At 47.3% G+C, this 21,207-nt stretch carries 17 protein-coding genes; 8 read left to right on the top strand and 9 right to left on the bottom strand.

Annotated elements, in window-relative coordinates; genetic code table 11:
• Nucleotide 1: 1 nt before the first annotated feature.
• A complete protein-coding gene (locus tag OIR97_RS01810) occupies nt 2-1,135 on the bottom strand; it encodes a DUF917 domain-containing protein (protein ID WP_169544022.1) in 1,134 nt (377 codons plus the stop codon).
• 166 nt (nt 1,136-1,301) lie between these two features.
• On the opposite strand from OIR97_RS01810, the gene OIR97_RS01805 reads away from it, so the two are divergent.
• Complete coding sequence (locus OIR97_RS01805) at nt 1,302-2,231, top strand: AroM family protein (protein ID WP_169544021.1); 930 nt, start codon at nt 1,302-1,304, stop codon at nt 2,229-2,231.
• 2 nt (nt 2,232-2,233) lie between these two features.
• Here the strand turns inward: OIR97_RS01805 and OIR97_RS01800 are convergent, their stop codons facing one another.
• The 5 genes from OIR97_RS01800 to OIR97_RS01780 are packed head-to-tail and all read right to left on the bottom strand — an operon-like array spanning nt 2,234 to nt 7,829.
• Nucleotides 2,234-3,241 carry an ABC transporter ATP-binding protein gene (locus OIR97_RS01800; RefSeq protein ID WP_169544020.1) on the bottom strand — a complete coding sequence of 336 codons (1,008 nt, stop codon included), beginning with the start codon at nt 3,239-3,241 and terminating at the stop codon, nt 2,234-2,236.
• A gap of 3 nt (nt 3,242-3,244) precedes the next feature.
• Nucleotides 3,245-4,237 (bottom strand): ABC transporter ATP-binding protein, encoded by a 993-nt coding sequence (locus OIR97_RS01795; RefSeq protein ID WP_169544019.1) that lies wholly within the window; start codon nt 4,235-4,237, stop codon nt 3,245-3,247.
• A gap of 2 nt (nt 4,238-4,239) precedes the next feature.
• A complete protein-coding gene (gene nikC, locus OIR97_RS01790) occupies nt 4,240-5,148 on the bottom strand; it encodes a nickel transporter permease (RefSeq protein WP_219821632.1) in 909 nt (302 codons plus the stop codon).
• A gap of 12 nt (nt 5,149-5,160) precedes the next feature.
• Complete coding sequence (locus tag OIR97_RS01785) at nt 5,161-6,171, bottom strand: ABC transporter permease (protein WP_169544018.1); 1,011 nt, start codon at nt 6,169-6,171, stop codon at nt 5,161-5,163.
• Between the two features lie 56 nt (nt 6,172-6,227).
• Nucleotides 6,228-7,829, bottom strand: a complete 1,602-nt coding sequence (locus OIR97_RS01780) for an ABC transporter substrate-binding protein (RefSeq protein ID WP_169544017.1) — start codon at nt 7,827-7,829, stop codon at nt 6,228-6,230.
• Between the two features lie 297 nt (nt 7,830-8,126).
• On the opposite strand from OIR97_RS01780, the gene OIR97_RS01775 reads away from it, so the two are divergent.
• Together OIR97_RS01775 and OIR97_RS01770 are read left to right on the top strand one after the other, a co-directional pair.
• A complete protein-coding gene (locus OIR97_RS01775; RefSeq protein WP_169544016.1) occupies nt 8,127-11,282 on the top strand; it encodes a hypothetical protein in 3,156 nt (1,051 codons plus the stop codon).
• 18 nt (nt 11,283-11,300) lie between these two features.
• Nucleotides 11,301-11,441 carry a hypothetical protein gene (locus OIR97_RS01770; protein WP_169544015.1) on the top strand — a complete coding sequence of 47 codons (141 nt, stop codon included), beginning with the start codon at nt 11,301-11,303 and terminating at the stop codon, nt 11,439-11,441.
• 96 nt (nt 11,442-11,537) lie between these two features.
• Here the strand turns inward: OIR97_RS01770 and OIR97_RS01765 are convergent, their stop codons facing one another.
• The 3 genes from OIR97_RS01765 to OIR97_RS01755 all read right to left on the bottom strand — a co-directional run bounded on the left by OIR97_RS01765 (nt 11,538) and on the right by OIR97_RS01755 (nt 13,635).
• Nucleotides 11,538-12,134 (bottom strand): hypothetical protein, encoded by a 597-nt coding sequence (locus tag OIR97_RS01765; protein ID WP_169544014.1) that lies wholly within the window; start codon nt 12,132-12,134, stop codon nt 11,538-11,540.
• Nucleotides 12,077-12,469, bottom strand: coding sequence for a hypothetical protein (locus OIR97_RS01760; protein ID WP_169544013.1), 393 nt, complete (start codon nt 12,467-12,469; stop codon nt 12,077-12,079). The genes OIR97_RS01765 and OIR97_RS01760 overlap by 58 nt, the downstream gene beginning before the upstream one ends.
• Before the next feature lie 278 nt (nt 12,470-12,747).
• On the bottom strand, nt 12,748-13,635 hold the full coding sequence (locus OIR97_RS01755; protein ID WP_169544012.1) for a class I SAM-dependent methyltransferase: 888 nt from the start codon (nt 13,633-13,635) through the stop codon (nt 12,748-12,750).
• A gap of 329 nt (nt 13,636-13,964) precedes the next feature.
• Between OIR97_RS01755 and OIR97_RS01750 the strand changes: the two genes are divergently transcribed.
• The 5 genes from OIR97_RS01750 to OIR97_RS01730 all read left to right on the top strand — a co-directional run bounded on the left by OIR97_RS01750 (nt 13,965) and on the right by OIR97_RS01730 (nt 21,204).
• Complete coding sequence (locus OIR97_RS01750) at nt 13,965-15,431, top strand: GumC family protein (RefSeq protein WP_169544011.1); 1,467 nt, start codon at nt 13,965-13,967, stop codon at nt 15,429-15,431.
• A 29-nt stretch (nt 15,432-15,460) separates the two neighbouring features.
• A complete protein-coding gene (locus tag OIR97_RS01745; protein WP_169544010.1) occupies nt 15,461-16,978 on the top strand; it encodes an O-antigen ligase family protein in 1,518 nt (505 codons plus the stop codon).
• A gap of 20 nt (nt 16,979-16,998) precedes the next feature.
• Complete coding sequence (locus OIR97_RS01740; RefSeq protein ID WP_169544009.1) at nt 16,999-18,534, top strand: MBOAT family O-acyltransferase; 1,536 nt, start codon at nt 16,999-17,001, stop codon at nt 18,532-18,534.
• A 16-nt stretch (nt 18,535-18,550) separates the two neighbouring features.
• Nucleotides 18,551-19,642, top strand: coding sequence for a hypothetical protein (locus tag OIR97_RS01735; protein ID WP_169544008.1), 1,092 nt, complete (start codon nt 18,551-18,553; stop codon nt 19,640-19,642).
• Between the two features lie 173 nt (nt 19,643-19,815).
• Nucleotides 19,816-21,204 carry a sugar transferase gene (locus OIR97_RS01730; RefSeq protein WP_169544007.1) on the top strand — a complete coding sequence of 463 codons (1,389 nt, stop codon included), beginning with the start codon at nt 19,816-19,818 and terminating at the stop codon, nt 21,202-21,204.
• Nucleotides 21,205-21,207: the final 3 nt, after the last annotated feature.

Genomic DNA, 21,207 nt, shown 5'->3' with positions numbered 1-21,207 from the left:
CCTAAAAAACGGATCTGTAGTCAAAGTCGTATCCAAATGCTCTCGGGCCGACCAGATCCAGACCACGCTTTGAGAGAAATACAGGCGGGGATGGAAGCGCCAGAACGGAAACGCGCTGCCCATAACGCAATGTTTCTGTCGCTATTCCATCTCCACTAACGCTATCGACCACACAGATAAGATCTGGCGTCATTACAACCGGTTCAAGGTCACAATACCCCACCGAAAATTCATTCTGAAAATCCAGAATAAAGTCAGCATTCTGGTCCTTACCCATGCCTTCCAGTTTAGTTCTGCCTCGTAAAAACCCTTTGGTCGTCCGCCGCTCGACATCAACAATTTTTCCTTCGAAAATGAGCTTCCCGGTACATTGGTTCAGGATCGCCTGAACAGGATCGGAATGTTCGGCGCGGGATTTCAGAACCGCATATCCCAGATCAATGGCCTTTGTCGTTGTGTACAAAACACCAAATTCCTTTACCTCTTTCCCGGTTCTGGGCGCCTTGCAGGTTGTGGCCGTGGATCCCATCTCTGTACAGATTGTCCGGCTTAGCCGTTCCATCCATTTCCAGTTTTCGGCTTTATGAATAAGGATTTCGTTATCCCGAATGTCTGCCATAGCCATCGGCGCACAAGGCAAGTCGGCCACAGAAAAGCTGGTCATTTGGGCTTCCGGATACGCCCGCCCCATACTATCTGCATCGATAACAGGCAGTCCCGCCAGTATGGCCACCAATAAGGGAAGCAATCCGTTCCCGCCGCCAATTTCAAGTGCCATCACTGCGTCAAAATCCCGGTTTTGAAACCGCTCCATGGCTCGCATGGGCTTGATCGAATTGGCGGGATTGCTGAGCCGCTCCTGCCCAACAATAGGCGCCCCCTGAGTAGACAGAACTGCGATACGCGCGGTATCCGAAACATAATCCGGGTTCTGAAGAATAACGCGATGACCCTCAGCATACAGTTTTCGCAGGTTCAACAGATTGAGATACGGCGACCCACCCCCGCCAGTTCCGAGAATCCATGCCCCCACAGCCAATGCCTCGATATCCTCTAACGTCAGAACACGCTGCCCCGGAGCGCGCGCTACTTTTCCTCCTTTTTCAAGGGCCGGGCTATCCTTTAATTCGAACATTGCTCAACAACGCTTTCATATCATTACTATTCAATTATTCTGAGCATAGACCCTGCGAAATTTTCAAAGAATACGTAGCTACACCTAATTTTTCCCTTTCCATTAAGGCATTTCATCCTAGTATATAAAAACCAATAGGTTGTACGAACAAGCAAAGAAGGGTTGAATGGGTCAGCGAATTACCTTTATTTCTATGGGACAAACGCCCCGTAACACCCTGATAAAGTCAATCTTGGAACATATCGACATGTCATGTGAGGTTACGGAATTTGGGGCCCTGGACGGATTAACCCGCACAGACATCACTGAATTGGAGCCGTCTGCCCATGAAGTCGGTATTTCCACACTCCTGAACGATGGCACGGCTGTCGCTATTTCAGAAAGCTGGCTTAGACTGCGTGTCAACGAATTATGCCATGGACGGGGAAAAAGCCTGTCAGATCTGACAGTAATTGCGTCAACCGGTGCCTTTGATGTGGGCAATACGAACGAATTTGTCATTCATAGTCAGAACATGCTGGATCAGTTCATGGAAACCATGATCATTGCAGGACAAACTGCCGGTAAGATTGTTCCCTTGTCAAGTCAGCCCTACCGGTTTGGTAAATCAAAGCACAGTTTTGCGACGGAGATATCCGCAGGATCAGGAGATATCAAGGCTTTGGAAAATGCTGCGGACAAACTGAAATACTGCGATTTTCTGATTTTGAGCTCTATGGGCTATACAAACGAAGATCGGCAGATTTTATGTCGATTTTCAAACAAACCCGTTATCCTTGCTCATCGGATCGTCGCCGGAGTTATCAACAAAATTCTCAAGCAATCCTCACCCACCTCGAACGGCGACAAACTGTTACAAGGCGGCACTCTAAGCAATCGGTTGAAGAAACTCACCAAACGGGAACGACAGGTATTTGAAAATGTGCTGGATGGTTTGGGCAATAAGGAAATTGGCCGAAATCTTGAGATCAGCTATCGTACTGTTGAAATCCACCGTGCCCGAATGCTGGCGAAGATGGGGGTATCCAATAGTCAGGAGCTTATGCGCCTGATCCTGCAAAATATCAGCAAAGCCAAATCCAATTCAATCAATTGATACTATTCCGCCTTTAACGGGACAGGCATTTCTGCCTGTGTTTCAGACAGTTCTCTCGCGCGCGCAACCTTGATGCAGCGGACCAGATGCTGCGACGGTAACTCAGTATTTATTATAGAAGCCTGATCACATAAACCGACAATTTTCTCACGGCATCTCGAGCCAAAAAAGCAACCTGTTGGCAGGTTTAAGGGGCTGGGGATATCACCATGAAGCGGTTCTGAACGCCGTTTCTGATTAATTTCAGGCAATGGCACCGCCGCCAGGAGGGCTTTCGTATAAGGATGCTGGGGGTTGCTAAACACGTCTTCTGTATCGCCTTGTTCGACTATTTGCCCCAGATACATGACGGCAACCTTATTGCAGACATGTCTAACCACAGCCAGATTATGGGAAATAAACAGAAAAGTCAGATCCAGCTCTGTCTGAATTGATTTAAGAAACTCAAGGATCTGGGCTTGAACAGATACATCCAGTGCAGAGGTCGGCTCATCCAATACCAGAAGTTCAGGATTGAGGGCGATCGCTCTGGCAATACAAACCCTTTGTTTTTGGCCGCCGGATAATTCATGGGGATATCGGTATAAAAACTGCCTCTGTAACCCGACAATTTCGAGAAGCTCCTGAACTTTCTGCTTCAAGGCGCCCCCTCTTATTTTTGTTTGCAGGATCAACGGCTCTGATACTGACCTGAAGATGGTCATTCGCGGATTTAAGGCCGAATGGGGGTCCTGAAAAATCATTTGCGCTCTTTGCCGGTAACGCATCTCTTCCTTTGCTGTCATTCTGGAAATTTCCTGACCATCAAAGACAATGCGTCCAGACGAGTTTTTATTCAGCCGCAGGATGGTTTTACCAACGGTCGATTTTCCGGACCCGGATTCCCCGACCAGACCAAGGGCATCTCCTTTTTCCAAACGAATATCGACTCCATTGACCGCCATCAGTACTGCTTTTTCACCACTTTGGCGGACAGGAAAAGCGACTTTCAGATCTTTAACATCAAGCATCTGTCATATTCCTTTCGCCAAATGGCAAAGCACCTCATGCCGGCCGGCATTGAAGTGTTTCAAGGGCGGCGGGGTATTGCACTTTTCATCGGCGCGCGAACATCGCTCGAAAAATCGACATCCTGCAGGCGGATTAAGAAGATTAGGAAGATATCCGGGGATACCGGACAGATCTTCTGCTGGCCGTTCCGGATGCGGAATGGATTTAAGCAACCCGTCTGTATAAGGGTGCTGTGGTTTGCCAAACACATCCTTGATCGTTCCATATTCCACGACCTCACCCGCATACATAACGGCAACCTTGTCACAGACCTTTGCAACAACGCCCAAATCATGGGTTATGATAATTACGGACAGCCCCATTTGCGCCACCAACTCGGCAATCAAATCAAGGATCTGGGCCTGAATGGTGACATCCAGGGCAGTGGTCGGCTCATCAGCAATCAGAAGTTTGGGATTTCCCGACAACGCCATGGCGATCAGAACCCGCTGCCGCATACCCCCCGACAATTCATGAGGATATCGGCTCAACTGTTTTTCCGGATTAGGCAGATGCACTTTATGCAACATCTCTATGGCATGCAAACGGGCTTCCTTTTTATTTTTGCGCTGCTTTCTTGGCAGGATCTTCTGATGTGCCATAATCACATCCATCATCTGACTTCCAATCGAGAATACCGGATTGAGATAGGTCATCGGATCCTGAAAAATCATGGCAATCTCGACACCCCGAATAGATTGCATTTCCTTTTTCGATAACGTCAGCAGGTTTCTGTCTGCATAGAGAATTTCCCCCGAGACCACCTCTGACGGTGGGCTTGGTAACAGGCCCAGAATATTACGCACAGTTACAGATTTTCCGCATCCGGTTTCACCAACAATACCCAAGGCTTCCCCTTCTTTTACGGATAAATTCACATTATTCAGCGCGTGATACACCCCATCGAACGTCTTGAAATTAAGAGAGTAGTCTTTGATGCTCAGGATTGTATCCATTCCTATTCCCTCCCTCTGGGATCAAGAATATCCCGCAGGCCATCCCCCAACAGGTTGAACCCCAGAACCGTAAAATAGATGGCCAGCCCGGGAAACATTGAATACCACCACCAGTCAGGAAGATAATTGCGGCCAATACTGATCATGGCACCCCATTCTGGATAGGGCGGTTGCGCTCCCAGCCCCAGAAATCCGAGGCTAGCCGCACCAAGAATGGCCATCCCCATATCCATACTGCCTTTGACGACAATCGGAGACATGCAATTGGGCAGAATATGAACGAACACTATTCTAAGTCGGCTAGCGCCAATAGAGCGGGCCGCTTCGACATAAATTTCATTTTTCAGGGACAGGGTTTTCGCTTGTATCAAGCGCACATATCCGGGCCACCACACCAATGACAGTGCCAGCATGGCATTAAAGATACCCGGCCCCAGAACCCCGGCAATCGCGATCGCCAGAATAAGACCCGGGACCGACAGAAACACATCGGTTACCCGCATGATGATTTCTTCAATCCATCCGCCCATGAAACCAGCAATAATGCCCAGTGGCACGCCGATGAGCATGGCAATGCCGGTTACAATCACACCGATCTGAAGAGAAATCTGCGCCCCGATCACCACACGGGTGAAGACATCATTTCCAACTTCATCTGTCCCAAACCAATGTTCCGTACTTGGCGGCAGAAGTTTTTTAGACAAATGCACCGCCCCCATCGCATCTTCCGGATAAGGAACAATGAAAGGACCAAAAATAACGAAGAACATGAAAACCGTTATGATGCCCAACCCGAACATGGCAGAGCCATTGCTGGAAAATGTTTTTGCATATAACCGAAAGGTTCGGATTTTGCTCGCATGGCGATCCTGCCAACTGAATTCATCTGGTTTTTCAAGGATGTCACTCAATATCTCGGCCCCCTAAGCCTTTTGAGCAATACGGGGATCCAGCCAGCCGTATAGTAAATCAATGACAAAATTGACAATCATGAACCACGCCCCAAGCACAAGCGTCGCTGCAATGACGGGTTCAAAATCTGAAGCGGTCGCCGCCTGAACCGTGTAGAGGCCAAGTCCCGGCCAATCAAAAACGGTTTCAATCAGAACTGTCCCGCCCAGCATCCATCCAAACCGTAGTCCGATCAGGGCCAATGACGGCAACATGGCATTTTTCAGCGCATAGAGATAAACGATCCGCGTCGCCGAAATGCCCTGCGCCTTTGCGTTCGTGATATAATCCTGATTCAGGGTTTCCAGCATTTCGGCCCTATTGACCCGAATAATCGAAGCCAGTGCCGGAAAACAGAGGGCAATCGACGGCAAAATCAAGTGATGAAGCGCTTCAAAAAAGACTGCAAACTCAAAGGTCAGCAAGGCATCCAGCGTATACAGCCCGGTAAGCGTGGTCGGTGGATCTGTCATAAGATCCAGTCGCCCCCCTAAAGGAAACCATCCCAGTTCCAACCCAAAATAAAGCTGTAACATGAGGCCCAGCCAGAACATGGGAAGCCCCACACCGGACGAGCTTAAAATACGTATGCAGTTATCAACCCAACTATTCTGCCGAACTGCGGAGATCACCCCAAGGGGAATTCCGATGAGAATAGACAAGGTTATTGAAAACAACACCAGTTCAAATGTCGCTGGAAAATACGTGATGATATCATCGAATACTTCCCGTGTTGTATGAATTGATGTTCCCAGATCCCCCCGTAAGATGCCTGTCGTATACATGAAGAACTGTTCGGGTATTGATTTATCAAATCCTCTTTCTTTACGGATCTGGTCAATCATTTCCGATGTCGCATCCGGACCTGCAGCCAAGGCAGCCGGATCGCCTGGGGTCACATGCGATATAAAGAAGGTTATGACCAGGAGACCAAAAAGCATCCCGACCATTAAGACACTGCGTTTCAGCACCATGTTGACCATATCAGTTCCCAAAAAAAACCGGACCTGCGGACAGGCCCGGCTGATCACCTGAAGCGTTATTTACCAATACCCAGGCCGTATAAATCGATTTCCGCTGCCATTCGGACCGGGCTATATGTGAATCCTGTTACATAATCCCTGTAAGCAATGAGCCGTTTCCTCATCATGCCAAAGATTTCCGGCTGATCATCCACGATCATACGCTGAATATCTGCGTAAAGTGGCGCCCGCTTTTCCCAATCTGTTGTATTACGGGCCAGCTCAATCAACGAAGTGACTTTCGGATTATCGTAAAAGTGCGATCCGTAATACTTGCCCCATGAATTTGGATGATATTGATAGGCCACAGCATCCGGATCTATGGAAACCGGCGTTGTAAAAATCGCCGTAATATCAGCTGCCGTTTCCGGTTTTGATCCTCGGGCAACAATATTGGGCCATGTCAGAGGCACCATATTGACGGAAATGTTCAGTGCCTTCAGATTATCGATGAGAACCAAACCCATTTTGCGGGTCACTTCAAAGCCTTGAACATAGACATAGTCCAAAGTAATGCCGCCCTCTGGATAGCTGGATTTTGCCAGATATTCCTTGGCTTTTACCACATTGTATCGCGGGATTTCCTCAACGCTGATTTTTCCCTTAATTCCATCTGTAAACGGGCTGGTTTGCAACTCCGCCTTGTCATTGAAAATCTTGAGTAAACTGTCATAATCGAAAGCAAAGGCGACGGCTTTTCGCAAATTCTTGTCCGACATGTATTTTCCTTTGGTATTAAACTTGAGACCAAAGGAGGTCAGTGCCGGCTCAGTGGATGTTTTGATCCCGTTCGTTTTCGACACCTGATCAAATTCATCCGGTGACAACCCAAGAACGATATCAGCCTCCCCCCTGAGCAAAGCGGCTCTTTGTGCCGATGACTCCCGAATAAGTTTATATACAACGCCGCGAATATTGGCGCCGTTATCCCCGTCTTTCCAGTAGTCTTTTACTCTCTCAAGTTCGTAAAGTGTTCCTTGTTTAAAGCGTTTTAGCCGATAAGGACCACTACCCGCCTCATTCTCAATCATCCATTTCTGACCCAGGTCACCCTCTTGCGAATTTGCAGCGATTTGCGCGGGGTTCATAACGTACCACCAAGGCAAAAACGACAGAAACGCACCATAGGGTTTTTCAAGATTAAACCGGATGGTATGGGGGTCGACAACTTCAATCCCCTCCTGTTTCAAAAAACCGGCGAGCATCCATGAGGGGCCTTTATTAATCTGCATCGTCCGCTTGAAAGAAAAAGCAACTGCATCCGCCGTTACCAGGTCTCCGTTGTGGAATTTAGCATTTTTTGCCAGATTAAATGTCCAGCTCTTACCATCTTCGCTCACGTCCCAGCTTTCCGCCAACCAGGGAACGACCCTTGGTGGTGTCCCCTCATATTTGACCAAACCGTCATACAGAGCCTGCTGCATCATCCGGATAGAGGCATTGTATTTAATACTCGGATCCAAAGTATCAACGGGCTGTCGGCCGGCCACAACCAGAACCTTTTCACCATCAACTCTTTCGAACGCTTCGGTATTATTAACATTTCCAACCGCGACAGCTCCCAAAGCCAGGCACCCTGTTATTGCGCCGCTCGTTAGTCCTTTAAGCCAATGCTTCATCGTAAATCCCTCCCGGATTTCAGCACGAAATTCTACTGCGAATATGCAAGTGACGAACCGTTCTCCCACGAGATCAGAACAATGTGTTTTTGCTCTCTTGATTTTCTTGTTTTCAGCGGAACAGCACCTACAGCGTATTCATTAGGATGAACCCAGCCTGAAAAATTGGAAATACGTACAAACGCGTACTATGAGCAACATCTCATATTATTATCCATAAGTTGAATTAAATCACATTATTTCTCTATTTCCGTCCTGTTTTTACTTGGATTTTAGTAGTAAAGGCATGGATTATTCATGACATTAGAAAATATTATTGAAGATTTTACGAATGAATTTGGCGAATCTAATTTAGAATCGCAACACAAAGTCATGATTATGTGGCTTTTACAAATAGCCAGTCATAAAAATGATCATCCGATCTATTTTTGGAGCAAAAAAGGCCAAAAAGCGGCCAAGTCTCTTTGGCCAGACGAAGTCTTCGCCCCTATTCTGGCAGAATTGATGGGTGGTCCCCTTGACAATCAGGTCAGAGCCATGCTGGAGACCAAGAAAAAGGGAACAACCGAACAGAAAGCGTTGGATTTCGTTTACAACAAATACTTTGGGATATTATCCAAAACATTCAAGAGGTTCAAAAAACCGGGCAAAGAAACGCCTGAAGACTTCAAACATTATAAAGAAGCCCTCAAGAAGCTCCTGCCGAGTATTGGGGTGCCAGACCGAAAAGCAAAGAAATTTTCTTTAAAAAAACTTCCCAGTCAGATTGTAAAAGATTTCCGCTGGGCACTGGCGAATTGCGTCGTTCGAGACAATAAAGAAGATTTACTTCAGCCCATCGGAGAAATCAGAAAGCTGGAAGACCTGATCCGTTTCTCGAAATCCGCCGGTCTACGAGAACTCCACCGCAATATTGAGGCCGTCGATTATCTCCTTGGGTCAGATCAAAGCGCTGATGGAAGTCGTTACCTGGTCGAAACAGTCGCGGGCGATCACATACCGCCTTATGTTGCAGTACAATTAACCGCCCTTAAAGAGGGAAAAGAAATCAACCGACCCGCCCCGTTTGGCTCATTGGCCACCGCCCCTGACACGCTAACCATCAAATGCAATCAGAAAACCCTAAGAAATCTAAAATCAAGAGACGCCAAGACGTTCCTCTCCTCCTCGCAAACGGCTCGGGACGTGCAAAACTTCATCGCCGAAATGACGGCGGTCATTCACGAACACGAGGAGAATTTGCGCCTCGAACAAAAAGGGGCCTATGACGATAATCACATTGAGCAAATTCGGATCGATATTTCGTTAGTGTCGTCACTGCTTGCCCGATCTGTTGAAAAAGCGGCCAAACCCGGTCCTGCTTCGCCCGTCGCATCACGGGCTCCTGCCTTGGCAGCTTCCGCACCTTCCGATCAGATTTTTTCCGATCAATTGGAACGCTGTTTTCAGGCTGGCAAAGGAATTGATGATTACAGAACCTTTTTCGAGGCCGTAATAGCAGAAAGTCACAAAATCTTTGCCCGTCTGTCGGGCCCTGACGACAATTTCATGAAAGCCTGCGAGTATGAGGCCGTTAATGCCTTGATTGCCGGTGATTTGCATAGACTGGACCCGGTTAACGGCGATGCATCCTGTCAGTTCCGCGTCCCTTTTGTTGCCGATTTATACGCGGCGGTTATCAATAAGTTTGACCCCGCTGACCTTGCCGCAGCCGCAGCCGAATACAAACACAAAGGCATTGATGTCATCGATTTCATGGCTCAAACCAGTCAAATCACTGTCTCTTCAAAACAATCCACTACCATGAAAAAGATCAGCAAGAAGATTTCCCATAAATTCACGACATTTGACTGGAAGATACCGGAAATCCCTGAGCAGGATATCTGCCCGGCCCTTGAACTCGATACCATGCCAGCGTTTAAAAAAGCGTACGAAACTGTTCTGGAAATCCTTTCAACCTTAACGCTTTCAACGATGACCGGTTTTGCATCAAACGAGCCGAAATCACTTGAAGAGGTTTGGAAAAATGTACAGGACGTTCCTGCCAGTTATATGACGACCAAATTCGAGCGGGTCTATTTCTCTGAAACCAGCACACTGCGGTATCTTACGCTTTGCCGGGCCCTCACCGTTAAAAGACTGTCTTTTTACGATGATTTTTACGTCACTTCACATGTAATTTCAAAAGAGTTTCCCGTGATGACCGAAAGCGAGATGCAGGAAATATATGTGGAATTAGCCTGGTATTCTTCTGCCTATATCAAAGCCATTTTTACAGATATGGTGGATCTACCGTATGAGAAAAACGGTCCTGTTGATGACCTGGATTTTGATTATTCCCAGCTTGCCCATGAGGACGGACGTTTTCATCTTTGTACCGATCAGGTCGATAACGGCTTTAATCCCGCGGCTGAGCACATGAACGAGATGCTTCAGGAAACCGAATGGTACTACATTCCGAAAACCGCTGCGGGCAATGTGATATCCTATTATGAAAACAAACGGCTGATGTACATGTATCTGTTCGTTCGTCAATTGCCGATTATTCTTGATTTACGAAGGATTATTGCGACGCCTACAGGTATTGATCAGTATGCCTACACCTATTCAGGGGGCGGCGTTTATTATTTTAGCCCCTGCCCGAAAACAAAAAGGTTCATCCATATTCCTGCCGACCAATTGACAAAAGAACAAGCAGGCACACAAGGATTGTGCATTGAAGGCTACAGCATGATGGTCGACAAGAAAAAAATAGCGCATGAGGGTCTTCCTGACTTTGCAATGGAAAAAGACTATTCAAAATTCGAGGCGGCGCTATTACAGAAAACTGACCTTATCGATCAGATTTTGATTACAACAATGTCTCATCCACCCGCAACAGGCAGTACTGTTCGACGTTCAAACGATACGCAACACTATATGCGCAAAGCCTCCCATGACAATAATGGCTTTACCAAACTGACAAATGACGACGCAATCAGTCTTTATGCCCGAACACGGTATTTCGATGATGGTGAGCCCAGCGTTGAAGCAGAGACGCCCGCAACCGATCTATATCTGAGCGAAAAATACGCAGATATTTCGGATTATAGTTTGGATTTGACCGGTGAAAAACGAGGTTTTCTTCCGCTATTTGCGAATTCCTATAACCAAGGCGACTGGAACCTCGAAAAAGAGCGCGCGCTGATTGCTGCCATCAGTGAAGACGCTGGATATCGCGGATATTTCTATGCCAAAATGGGAAACGATAAACAAGGAAACAGCTGCTATATCCGAAATGCCGTCACGTATCTTCTGACCTGCCGACATCTATATGTAAGCAGCTATGAAAGAAAAGTGGGACATTATCAGGCCTTCCATAAGATTTTGGGAAAGCCTGACAGTCAGAGAAAGTCTGAGGACCGCTACTTGTCGCCAGACAGTGGGATTGATGGCAATCTGTTCATGGAATAAGTCTGGAGCCTACTCACGATGCGCCGCTCTCTTTATCTGAGGGCGGCGTTTCCATATGCAGAAGCCTGCACGGCCAATCCGCCCGCCGCTAGCATGATCAACATCAATCAAGCTGACATCACGTTCATCATAGAGGGGCCGCGTTCTACAAATCTTTAGAGCACCGTGAGCCCGTCATTTTTTGCGATTTCCCATCATAGAAAACCCAAAGGATAAAGCCGCAAAAGCAAACCTCTACTATCAGATTTTTACATCCTAAAACGGAACGCTAACGCCAATGCGGGCACCCGCGGAATAAGACATTCCGTCATTATTAAGTTTGGCAGCGTCGCCCGAAAACTCAGGCATTTCGATATAGGGCATGCCAGACGTTGCCGTACCGTGAAGATTTAAACCGAAGGAAACATTTTCAATCTGCTTTACAACGTCGAACTCAAGCCTACCTTCATAGACAACGAATGTGTCTGAATCGGAGACCGTCAATCTGTCGGTATAAATACCGCCGATAACACCGTCTTTATCCTGCATAACGCTCATATCCGTATCTGCAAGAAAAACCTTCGCCGTCGGAGTCACCGCAAAACGCCAGCCGTCATAATTGGGGGACTGGATTTGCAGACCAAATTGCGCACCATACATGTTGGCATCCAGATCACCATCATGAACATCAGTTAAGCTGGTTGCGGTAAAATCTCCGTTCAGGTTATATTTCTGTTCGAAAAATCGACCTGCCAGGTCGACCAGTGGAGCAAAAGACCACGTCGCGTTATCCGTCGAAGAGTTTCGGGTAATCGTCAAGTCAAAATCTGCAATTGTATATTCGTTTTCTGCGTACCAAGTGCCGTGCCCCAATTACCGCCCTGAGCACCCTCTACGGTTAAGGCCGAATTGGCATTATTTCCCGTATCAACCTGGGAAGAATAGGAAGAACCGTTTAAATAGCCAAAACCAAAAGAGACAATTGGCGTACTTCCGAAGACATCATTCCTTAAAAAACTATCCACCGGCATTGAATAGGAGATGTCAAAATCAACGCCCGAAAAAATTGCCGCTTTTTCGGTTTCGATTTTATTTGCCGCGACCGTATCAATCGTGAAGGCTGTGGTCTCATTCCGCGGCTTATGTGCGTCTGTGTTATTGGAAGCCTTAAAGGTTTTATTTTCTTCCGCCGCCACTTGGATCGACATCCGTGTAATCACTGAACAAAGGAAATTCTCTCAAGCATACTATTCTCTTTTTACGCAACTGTTCGTATATTGATCGAAGCACCGGTCAACAGTACGCCTAATACTAGAGTAGAAAATTCCACGACGTTTAAACAAATGCAATAGCTACCAAACATCTGAAACTACGAATAAATACTCATTTAATTCATTAGAAAAAAACCGATGAATTACTAAAAATAAGTCCAATTAATGCACTAAAACCGCCGTGTCAAATAACAGCCTTGCTCGTATCAAATACCCTAATCCTGTTCGGTATACCTTTGGGTTTTGTGCTGAACAAGGGTCACCGCTGACACATATCTTAGGAAAAATGCAGATAGCGAGTCCGCTAATACCGATCTGTTTTTGTTGAATATATAGGTCGGCTTCAACCCCAGAATGGCACGCAGCTTTGCGCTGTAGAATTCTTTCGTATACCTGAAAGTTGTTGGCAAATGATGCGTTTTTCCTAACTTGCAGAGCTCGCTGCAGGTTAAATAATTCGTGAAAAAGAAAATGTAGTCGGCATGGCGTTGCGCGAATTTTTCAACTGAAAGGGGGCTCTTTTTATTATGGCGTTTGTATTTTCCAAGACCGAGCCGGCTAAGAAAACGGATATACGTTTCCAACAGATCATGGTTCGAAATTCTGTGGACCCAGGGTAAATGCAGATGAACTTCGTACACACAGTGTTTTGACGGGAAAAGATGCACAGCAATGCCATTATCACACAGAGTTCTGTGAGTTTCGGCAAAAAACATGTGATGGTCGGCGACATGTTCAAGCACTTGATTGGACAGGACAATGTCAAAAAATCCATCCGGATAGGGCCACGGCTCATCCGCTGAGATTACCCGCAACCTTTCCTGCCAGGGAATGTTCGGAAAGTTTTCTTCCAACAGGACAATTGTTTGCGCGAAATACCCTTCGGATTGCACGCCATGATCGTCAACATCAAATCCATATATCTCGAATTTCATCGCCGGATTAAGGACGCCGATATTCGCTGTCAGATACTTGATCAGGTGGCCATCCCCACAACCAATATCAAGAACCCTAACCGTATCGGCCAGATCCAATTTTGTAAGTTCAGTATTCAAAACGCTCAATAAATGTTGGTGCGTTATACTCTCAGCTTCACTAATCATATGCCCCGCCAGAATTCCCCCAGATCTATACTTTACCGGCGCCATCCCCGCCTTCTTCTACCTCCTTGCGGTGTCTTTTAGGCTAAACACCTATGACTTTGACCAAGGATGTAATCTAGAAAAACACGCCTATTTGCTGTTGTTGAAATCAAAGTACCTGCGCCGAAAATACAGGGTAATCTCAAATAAATTTCTACCACAACCCCTTTTTGGCCAATAATTATTTTTATTTTTATTTTGTCTAAATTAGATATAGTTCATTATAGACAGTAGGGTTAAATCAGTTTCCAGAAGTAATTCGCCAATAACAACGGATTATAGGGCTTGGTATGGATTTTAACGAACTGCTTATTCAATTAGGCGAAACCATCTCGCGAAGGCGACGTTTGTTTTTGGTGTTTTTTATTGTCTGTTTCCTGGCGGCTATCGTCGGTGCCTATCTTAAGCCCCAAAAATTCGAATCTCAGGCGACGATCTATGTCACACTTGCCTCACCGCGCCTTGACACGTCACAATCAGAAGAAAAAAACAATCTCGCCATCATCCAACCCTCGGAGTTTGTGGCCTCTCAGGTCGAACTGATGCAAACCAAAAGCCTTATCGAGGAATTGGTGGATACCGTTCCCCCCTGGATTTTTGAACGAACCCCTTCCTCTAAATGGTATATCCGTATGATTGTGGATGTGGCCGATTTTTTCCTGCGTGGTTTGGACACCGTGCTTGTCAAAATGAAGCTGATCGAACCTGAGAACAAGCGTTATGAGCGCATCAAGCTCATCGAAGACAATCTCGAGATTTTTCCCGTTCGTAAATCGCAGGTAATTGAGGTGAGCTTCACTTCAAAAAATCCCGCGGTCCCTAAAGTCGTCCTAGAAGCATTTATCGACATCTATCGCACCCGACTCGCTAAATTGCGATCTACCTCTGAGGGCGCAACCGTCTATTTGCAACAGGCCGAAAAGCTCAGTACGGAACTGGCAAAAGCAGAGCAGGCCTTGGCAGATTTTATGGCTGAAAAAAACGTCTTTGATATCGAGGCTGAGAAAGCACAAATCCTCACCCGACTGGATAGTCTTGCCCCCCTGATAAACTCCCTAAAAGCGGCCAGCAAAAATACAGGCAGGCTGGAATTTACAGTAACCAGTTTTGCCGCCCCGCCGCAAATTCTTGAGAAAATCACCACCCTTAACGGCTTATTGATCGAGCGGATCCGGCTGGCAGCGAGTTACACGGAAAACCAGCGCGACGTCCTGCGATTGGACAAACAGATATCAAGTCTGCGTGAGGCTTTGCGCGGCGATTTTGAGCGTTTAAGTGAAGTGATCGAACAAGACCGGGCCAGGCTTGAATACCTACAGAAAATTCAACCCCGCTACGATTGGCTGTCCCGTCAGACGCGTGTGCTGGCGGCTTCGTATGAAACTTACAGCAAGGCCGCAAAAGATCGGGAGACCTTTTTTGATCGCGACAATCAAATCCTCACACAGGTTATTGACGCCCCGACCGTCCCTTATCATCCTCTTAAACCCTCTCGGTTATTCCTTGTTATCACCGGATTTTTTCTTTCATTGATGCTGGCGATGGCAGCCGCCCTGATTACCGAATGGATATTCCGCGTCCGAAGCCTGTACGCCACATCGAATAACAAGATAACGGAACAGTCCGGGCCATCAGAAAAACCGGCCTCACCCGCATTACAGGATGCTGGGACGGCCTCTGATGAAGGCCCCAAAACGGCCACATTTCGACCAACCTCGAAGTGGCCTGTCCACCCCAATTCATCCGTTGGAGATTGAGACCCATGGCATCTGCAAGAGAATAACCAATGACCCAATGGGCAGAAAATCGCGGAATGGAGAGATATCTGGTCCTGACATTGGTCATTTTGGGCGGACTGATTGCTTTCGCATTTGCCATCAGCAACCCGATACTCGTTAGCGCGGTTCTGCTGATACTTGCAGCCGGTATCGCATTTGTCTGGCTCAGCTTTGAACGACCACTCATCACGCTTATAATTGTCACCGTTGCGCAGGTTCTGATCCCGCCCTACATACGATTGCCCATTCCGGGATTGCCACCTGTGCCGCTGGCCTTGCTATTGATGGCCATCTTCTGCAGCATGGTCATTCTAAAAGGAATGCTGAAGCCTGCCCGCATAGACATTGGCAGGGACGAGCGGTTATTGACCCGAACCCTCCTTCTTTACAGTGGTATTCTGCTGTTCACCACAGCAATCGGAACGCCAGACCTTACCGCCATACAGATGTGGATCAAAACCGCGTTCATCCCGGTTTTGATGTATCTCATTGTCGTCCGCACAATTAACAGCATCGATGATTTTCAGCGCCTGTTGGATATGCTGCTCCTGTCAGCGGTTGCCTGTGGTGTTCTTGCCGTTCATGAATTTGTGACAAACACCAATATAGTCGCACTCTACTTTGCACCAGAGGTGTCGCCAGAAGATGATTTTTTTCTCTGGTATTTGGTGGCGGGGGAGCGAGAGACCCTTGAACAGCCCTACCGTGTGTTTAGTTTTTTTACCCAACCGCTGGAATTTTCTGCCTTCATGATCATGATGATGCCTTACGCCATTCTCAGTTTTGTAAATCAAAAGCTATTAGGACGTCGGCTGATTTATGGGCTGTCGATCATTATCGTTTTTGCTGGCTATGTCGTCACTTTTTCACGCGGCCCTACGTTGGCCCTGATGATTACAATCTTCGTCCTCGCGGTCCTTGAAAAGCCGCTGCGAAAATGGGTGATGATCGGTATCACCTGTTTAACAATTCTATCCATCAGCGCGTCTCCCTGGATTATCGATCAAAAATTGATGGATCGAATTCAAGGCACTGAAAATGTTTCCCTGCGGTTTCAGCTTTGGCAGAACGGTTTAGCAATTTTCCAGAAAAATCCTCTATTTGGGATCGGTTATGGCGCCTACCCCTCCCACCATGTTAAATCCATTCGTGAAAACAAGATCGGTCCAATGTACGAATATCATTGGAAACGAATAGAATTGGTGACAACGGTCGAAAATATTTATGTCACCCTTGCCGCCGAAACCGGATTGGTCGGCCTGACGGCCTTCTTTGTCATGTTGTTGAGATATTTCAGCATCATACGAAAAATCCTGCGGCAAACACTCTCCGTCAAGACACGAACATTGGCGCTTGGGTCCTTGGGAGGGGTTCTCGCCTATCTGCTGAGCGGTATGACCGTCGCCAATATTATAGGCTACACCATCTCCATCATATTTTTTGGCGTATTCTTTGCCGCCGCGGCCATATTGCCCCGCAGCCTGCCGGACAAGACGCGTCCACCAGCCCGTTTGCAACCGCACTAACCAGCCCAGGATAAACATAAATGCTCTTTAATTCGTATAGCTTTATTTTCCTGTTTTTACCAATCGCCTGGATCGGTTATTGGATCGCCCGCGGGCGCAGCAATGAATGGGGAATGATCGCACTCAGCATGGCCTCCCTTTTCTTTTATGCGTATTGGGATGTGAGGTTTCTGCCCGTCCTTCTTTTCTCGATCGGCATAAATCACTTCGTTGCAGGCATGATCACCCGAACAGGGCGGCGTTATTCACGCAGCTGGCTTATAGCTGGGATTATCTTTAATCTCGGTTTGCTGGGTTTTTTCAAATATATGAACTTCTTTTCAGAAATAAGTGAAAGCCTGACCGGTGTCGCGATCCTGTCTGTTCACATCCTGCTACCCATTGGTATTTCTTTTTTCACTTTTCAACAAATCACCTATCTTATCGATGCCTATCGCGGGAAAACGGCCCGCTATGACCTGCTGCACTACACGGTCTTTGTTGCCTTTTTTCCGCAGCTGATTTCCGGTCCGATCGTTCATCATTCTGAAATGATGCCACAATTCAAAACCGCGTCCCGCCCAGAGGCTCGAAGTATTGCAATCGGCTTGAGTATATTCATCGCCGGTCTGTTCAAGAAACTGGTTCTGGCAGACAATATTGCCCCCTTCGCCAGTGCTGTTTTTGCTGCAAGCGATAGCGGCGCAGACGTTACTTTTGTCGAAACCTGGGGGGCACTCGTCGCCTTCAGCTTCCAGATGTATTTTGATTTCTCAGGGTATAGCGATATGGCCATCGGGTTGGGACTGATGTTTGGTATTCGCCTGCCGATCAACTTCAGAAGTCCCTATCAGGCGCTATCAATCCGCGAATATTGGCAACGCTGGCATATTACCCTGGGCCGGTTTCTGACGGATTATGTGTATATACCACTTGGCGGCAGCCGGGTGACGCTTCCCAGAAATCTTGCCAATCTGATAATCTTAATGTTTCTAAGCGGGATGTGGCATGGTGCAGGTTTGGGCTTTATTTTATGGGGTCTTTTGAACGGGTTCTGGCTGTGCTGCAATGTGATCATGTCGCGGATCAATCAGATGCTGGGCATCACCCGGGGCAGCCTCATACCCGCGCCTGTCGCCTGTATCATGACCTTTTTAGCCGTCTCATTTGGCTGGTGTTTCTTTAAATCCGTTAATTTTGCAGGGCTTGTCAATATGACGGAAACCGCCATGGGGTTTAACGGTTTAACGCTGCCTGCCAGTTTCGCCTTGGAGCTGGGCGGCTTCGCTCCAATACTGGAATTTCTTGGTTTTACCTTTTCCGGGCCCGGCCATGTTGCAATTGGGGAGTGGGCGACCCTTGGGGTGCCTATGATAATTGCCTCCTTTTTGATTGTCTGGACAATGCCAAATACAAACCAGTTATTTCTCTCGAACGATCCGGAATATAACGTGGAGGAACAGGGGTTTCTCATCTGGCGGCCAAACATGGTGGGCTTTGTCTCCGTCTCCGGCATTTTCTTCTTCGCCATGCTTTTTGCAAGTTCAATCAGCGAATTTCTGTATTTCCAGTTCTAGGATGGCCGACAATTAGATGCATAGAGAAATCACCATAACAAACACCCACAATGCCAGACTTTTCTCGATTTTGATCGTTCTGGTTATGGCCCTATGTGCCATTGGCATCAGCTTGTTCGGCAACAGTCTCGGACCTCCCGTTGGGGATCTCACCCGGATTGGTGGATTGTCCGAAAAAAACTATGGTTTTCGTCGCGAAGGAATTGGATTTGCCGACAACCATTTTACCGTATTGACGTATGACGACCTTATGAACGGGAAGGGAAAAGGCCAGATCCTTACCTTCGGTGATTCATTCTCGACCCCTAAAGATCATAATATCACCTGGCAAAATACACTATATGAGAAATCCGGACTGACTATTGATTTCGTAGAAATTGAAACACTGAAAGAGATTCGGCAGTTTATCCAATCAGATCGCTTTCGAACAGCACCTCCAAAGGCAATTATCCTGGAAATGGGCGAACGCACGATCTTTCGTCGCGCGCTCCCAAATATGGATCAGGCGAACTGCGCCATGCCACCAAAACAAGCAGCGCTTACGCTGTCTCCTCAAACTGTCCCACGCATCCGCTGGAAGCAACGCGCGGACTTTGCAAATTTTGACGAACGGCTCTCCTGGGGAGCTCTGGCTTTACGCTTTCGCCTACTCAAACCTGGTAAAACAGTAGACGTTGCTTTGTCACGGTCCGATCTTTTTTCCAGTTCACGCTCTGATCGATTATTAATCTATCAAAGCGACATTGTTCGGCATACAGAGCGGGCCTTTTTACCACTGGAACCAGAGGTTGCTGCAGAAAAAACCCTATGCGCCATGCATGATGTTATCAATGCCGCGAATGGGTTATCACCTGTATATCTATTGATTGCCCCCGACAAACGATCCGTCTATGCCCCTTGGATTCAAACCGGCCTTCCACCAAAGGCCATCAATTTTCTGGAGGTCTTCTCCAAGCAGGCGGCCAGCTATTACATTGACGTTTTTTCGCCGTTATCAAAAGCTGTTCGATCGGGTAAAAAGGATGTTTATTTTCCAAATGACACACACTGGAGTGCGGAAGGTCATGCAATCGTCGGCACCGTAATCGCCGAAACCCTGGGTCAGTGATTCCGCTTCTAGCTCATACTCCATACCCTTCAATATGAAATTTCACTAATTTATAGTTGACGCATCGCATTTTATTTATTCTAATTTAACATTCTGTAATGTTTTGTAACTTTCTTACTGATTATGGCCTAAACAAAAATTAGGAAAATGCGTCCTTAGGGGGGGAGGCTGGTATGAAGATCGCAAGCATTCGAATTCCTCGTACAGCACAAACGATATTTTTTGTAGATTTGCTGGTTATCGGAACGATGACCGGACTGTTTGCGAACGTTATTTTCGAGCTTGCGAATACCTCCGTTATTGATGCGCCAACAAGATTTCAATTTACCCCGATCATGGGAAATGTTGCTGCTATCGTTTATGGCCTGTCAATTCATGCCGCCTTGTTTTCAATGGGTCTTTATCAACGCAGATACTTGCGCGGTATCGGATTACTGAAAAGCGGGCTGACTGCAGGATTATTGACCTGGCTGCTTATTGCATGGCCGATGGCAACGGCTGGTTTACTGCACGACCATGTCCCAACCTTCCACTTCCTGCTGGTGCACATCCTTTTATTTGCGCAATTAATCTGTGTTCGCCCAATCGTCTGTTTTTACTTCCGCCGGTTCGCAAAAAAACGCCGTGTCGCCTTGGTTGGTTCCGAAGCCATGCAGTCGATTTTCATGGATATGATTCGCCAGACCACACCAACAGAATTTGAAGTGGTCAGGAATAAATACGTTGATTGCAAACTGGAAAAAGACGACTTGAGAACGGTTCTGAAAGATCTATGCAAACAGGACGATATTGATCAGGTGATTGTCGATCTTCCGCCCAAAGACATCAATGCATTATATACCCGAAGTGAACCAAACCAGCCGGGCAACCTCCCGGTCAAACTCACCACTATTTCCAACACCATAGAACAATGTGCCCGCTGGTCAGAAACCGAAGATAACGACCTGACGGTTGCGCGCGTTCAGAGCCAGCCACTGGCCCGGCGTGCAAAATATCTTGCGGAGATTTTCATTGCTCTTTGCGGCGTGCTTTTTGTTCTCCCCGTCATGATCGGTGTTGCCCTTGCGATAAAACTGGATGACGGCGGACCCATTTTATACCGCCAAAGAAGAGTTGGTAAAAATAATCGTGTGTTTGACGTCCTGAAATTTCGATCCATGCGCCAGAATGCCGAAGCCGATGGAAAAGCCCGCTGGGCCAGTGTCGGAGACAGCCGTGTAACCCGTATCGGCCGGTTCATCAGGCTGACCCGTATGGATGAATTACCGCAATTGATCAATATCATTCGCGGTGACATGGCGTTAGTTGGACCGCGCCCTGAGCGACCCGAGTTTGTGGACCAGATCGCCTCGGAAATTCCGGGCTACAGGCTTCGTTTGAGCGTGCGCCCCGGCCTGACAGGGTGGGCACAAATCAACATGTCCTATACCGCCAATATGGCGGAAACGATCCGCAAGACCCAATTGGACTTATATTATATCAAAAACTGGTCTCTGTGGTTGGATCTGGCCATTATTATTCAGACTGTCCGCATCGTCCTGTTTGCGGAAGGGGCGCGTTAGTTT

The organism is Sneathiella aquimaris (assembly GCF_026409565.1).
Lineage (GTDB): Bacteria > Pseudomonadota > Alphaproteobacteria > Sneathiellales > Sneathiellaceae > Sneathiella > Sneathiella aquimaris.
This window is presented reverse-complemented; position numbering and strand designations above follow the sequence as displayed.

What these genes read in the sequence shown, in the direction of transcription:
- OIR97_RS01795 (WP_169544019.1), bottom strand. Translation starts at nt 4,237, where the DNA reads ATGGATACAATCCTGAGCATCAAAGACTACTCTCTTAATTTCAAGACG.
- OIR97_RS01755 (WP_169544012.1), bottom strand. Translation starts at nt 13,635, where the DNA reads ATGATTAGTGAAGCTGAGAGTATAACGCACCAACATTTATTGAGCGTT.
- OIR97_RS01740 (WP_169544009.1), top strand. Translation starts at nt 16,999, where the DNA reads ATGCTCTTTAATTCGTATAGCTTTATTTTCCTGTTTTTACCAATCGCC.
- OIR97_RS01785 (WP_169544018.1), bottom strand. Translation starts at nt 6,171, where the DNA reads ATGGTCAACATGGTGCTGAAACGCAGTGTCTTAATGGTCGGGATGCTT.
- OIR97_RS01730 (WP_169544007.1), top strand. Translation starts at nt 19,816, where the DNA reads ATGAAGATCGCAAGCATTCGAATTCCTCGTACAGCACAAACGATATTT.
- OIR97_RS01805 (WP_169544021.1), top strand. Translation starts at nt 1,302, where the DNA reads ATGGGTCAGCGAATTACCTTTATTTCTATGGGACAAACGCCCCGTAAC.
- OIR97_RS01775 (WP_169544016.1), top strand. Translation starts at nt 8,127, where the DNA reads ATGACATTAGAAAATATTATTGAAGATTTTACGAATGAATTTGGCGAA.
- OIR97_RS01745 (WP_169544010.1), top strand. Translation starts at nt 15,461, where the DNA reads ATGACCCAATGGGCAGAAAATCGCGGAATGGAGAGATATCTGGTCCTG.
- OIR97_RS01735 (WP_169544008.1), top strand. Translation starts at nt 18,551, where the DNA reads ATGCATAGAGAAATCACCATAACAAACACCCACAATGCCAGACTTTTC.
- OIR97_RS01800 (WP_169544020.1), bottom strand. Translation starts at nt 3,241, where the DNA reads ATGCTTGATGTTAAAGATCTGAAAGTCGCTTTTCCTGTCCGCCAAAGT.
- OIR97_RS01750 (WP_169544011.1), top strand. Translation starts at nt 13,965, where the DNA reads ATGGATTTTAACGAACTGCTTATTCAATTAGGCGAAACCATCTCGCGA.
- OIR97_RS01770 (WP_169544015.1), top strand. Translation starts at nt 11,301, where the DNA reads ATGCGCCGCTCTCTTTATCTGAGGGCGGCGTTTCCATATGCAGAAGCC.
- OIR97_RS01780 (WP_169544017.1), bottom strand. Translation starts at nt 7,829, where the DNA reads ATGAAGCATTGGCTTAAAGGACTAACGAGCGGCGCAATAACAGGGTGC.
- OIR97_RS01760 (WP_169544013.1), bottom strand. Translation starts at nt 12,469, where the DNA reads ATGTCGATCCAAGTGGCGGCGGAAGAAAATAAAACCTTTAAGGCTTCC.
- OIR97_RS01810 (WP_169544022.1), bottom strand. Translation starts at nt 1,135, where the DNA reads ATGTTCGAATTAAAGGATAGCCCGGCCCTTGAAAAAGGAGGAAAAGTA.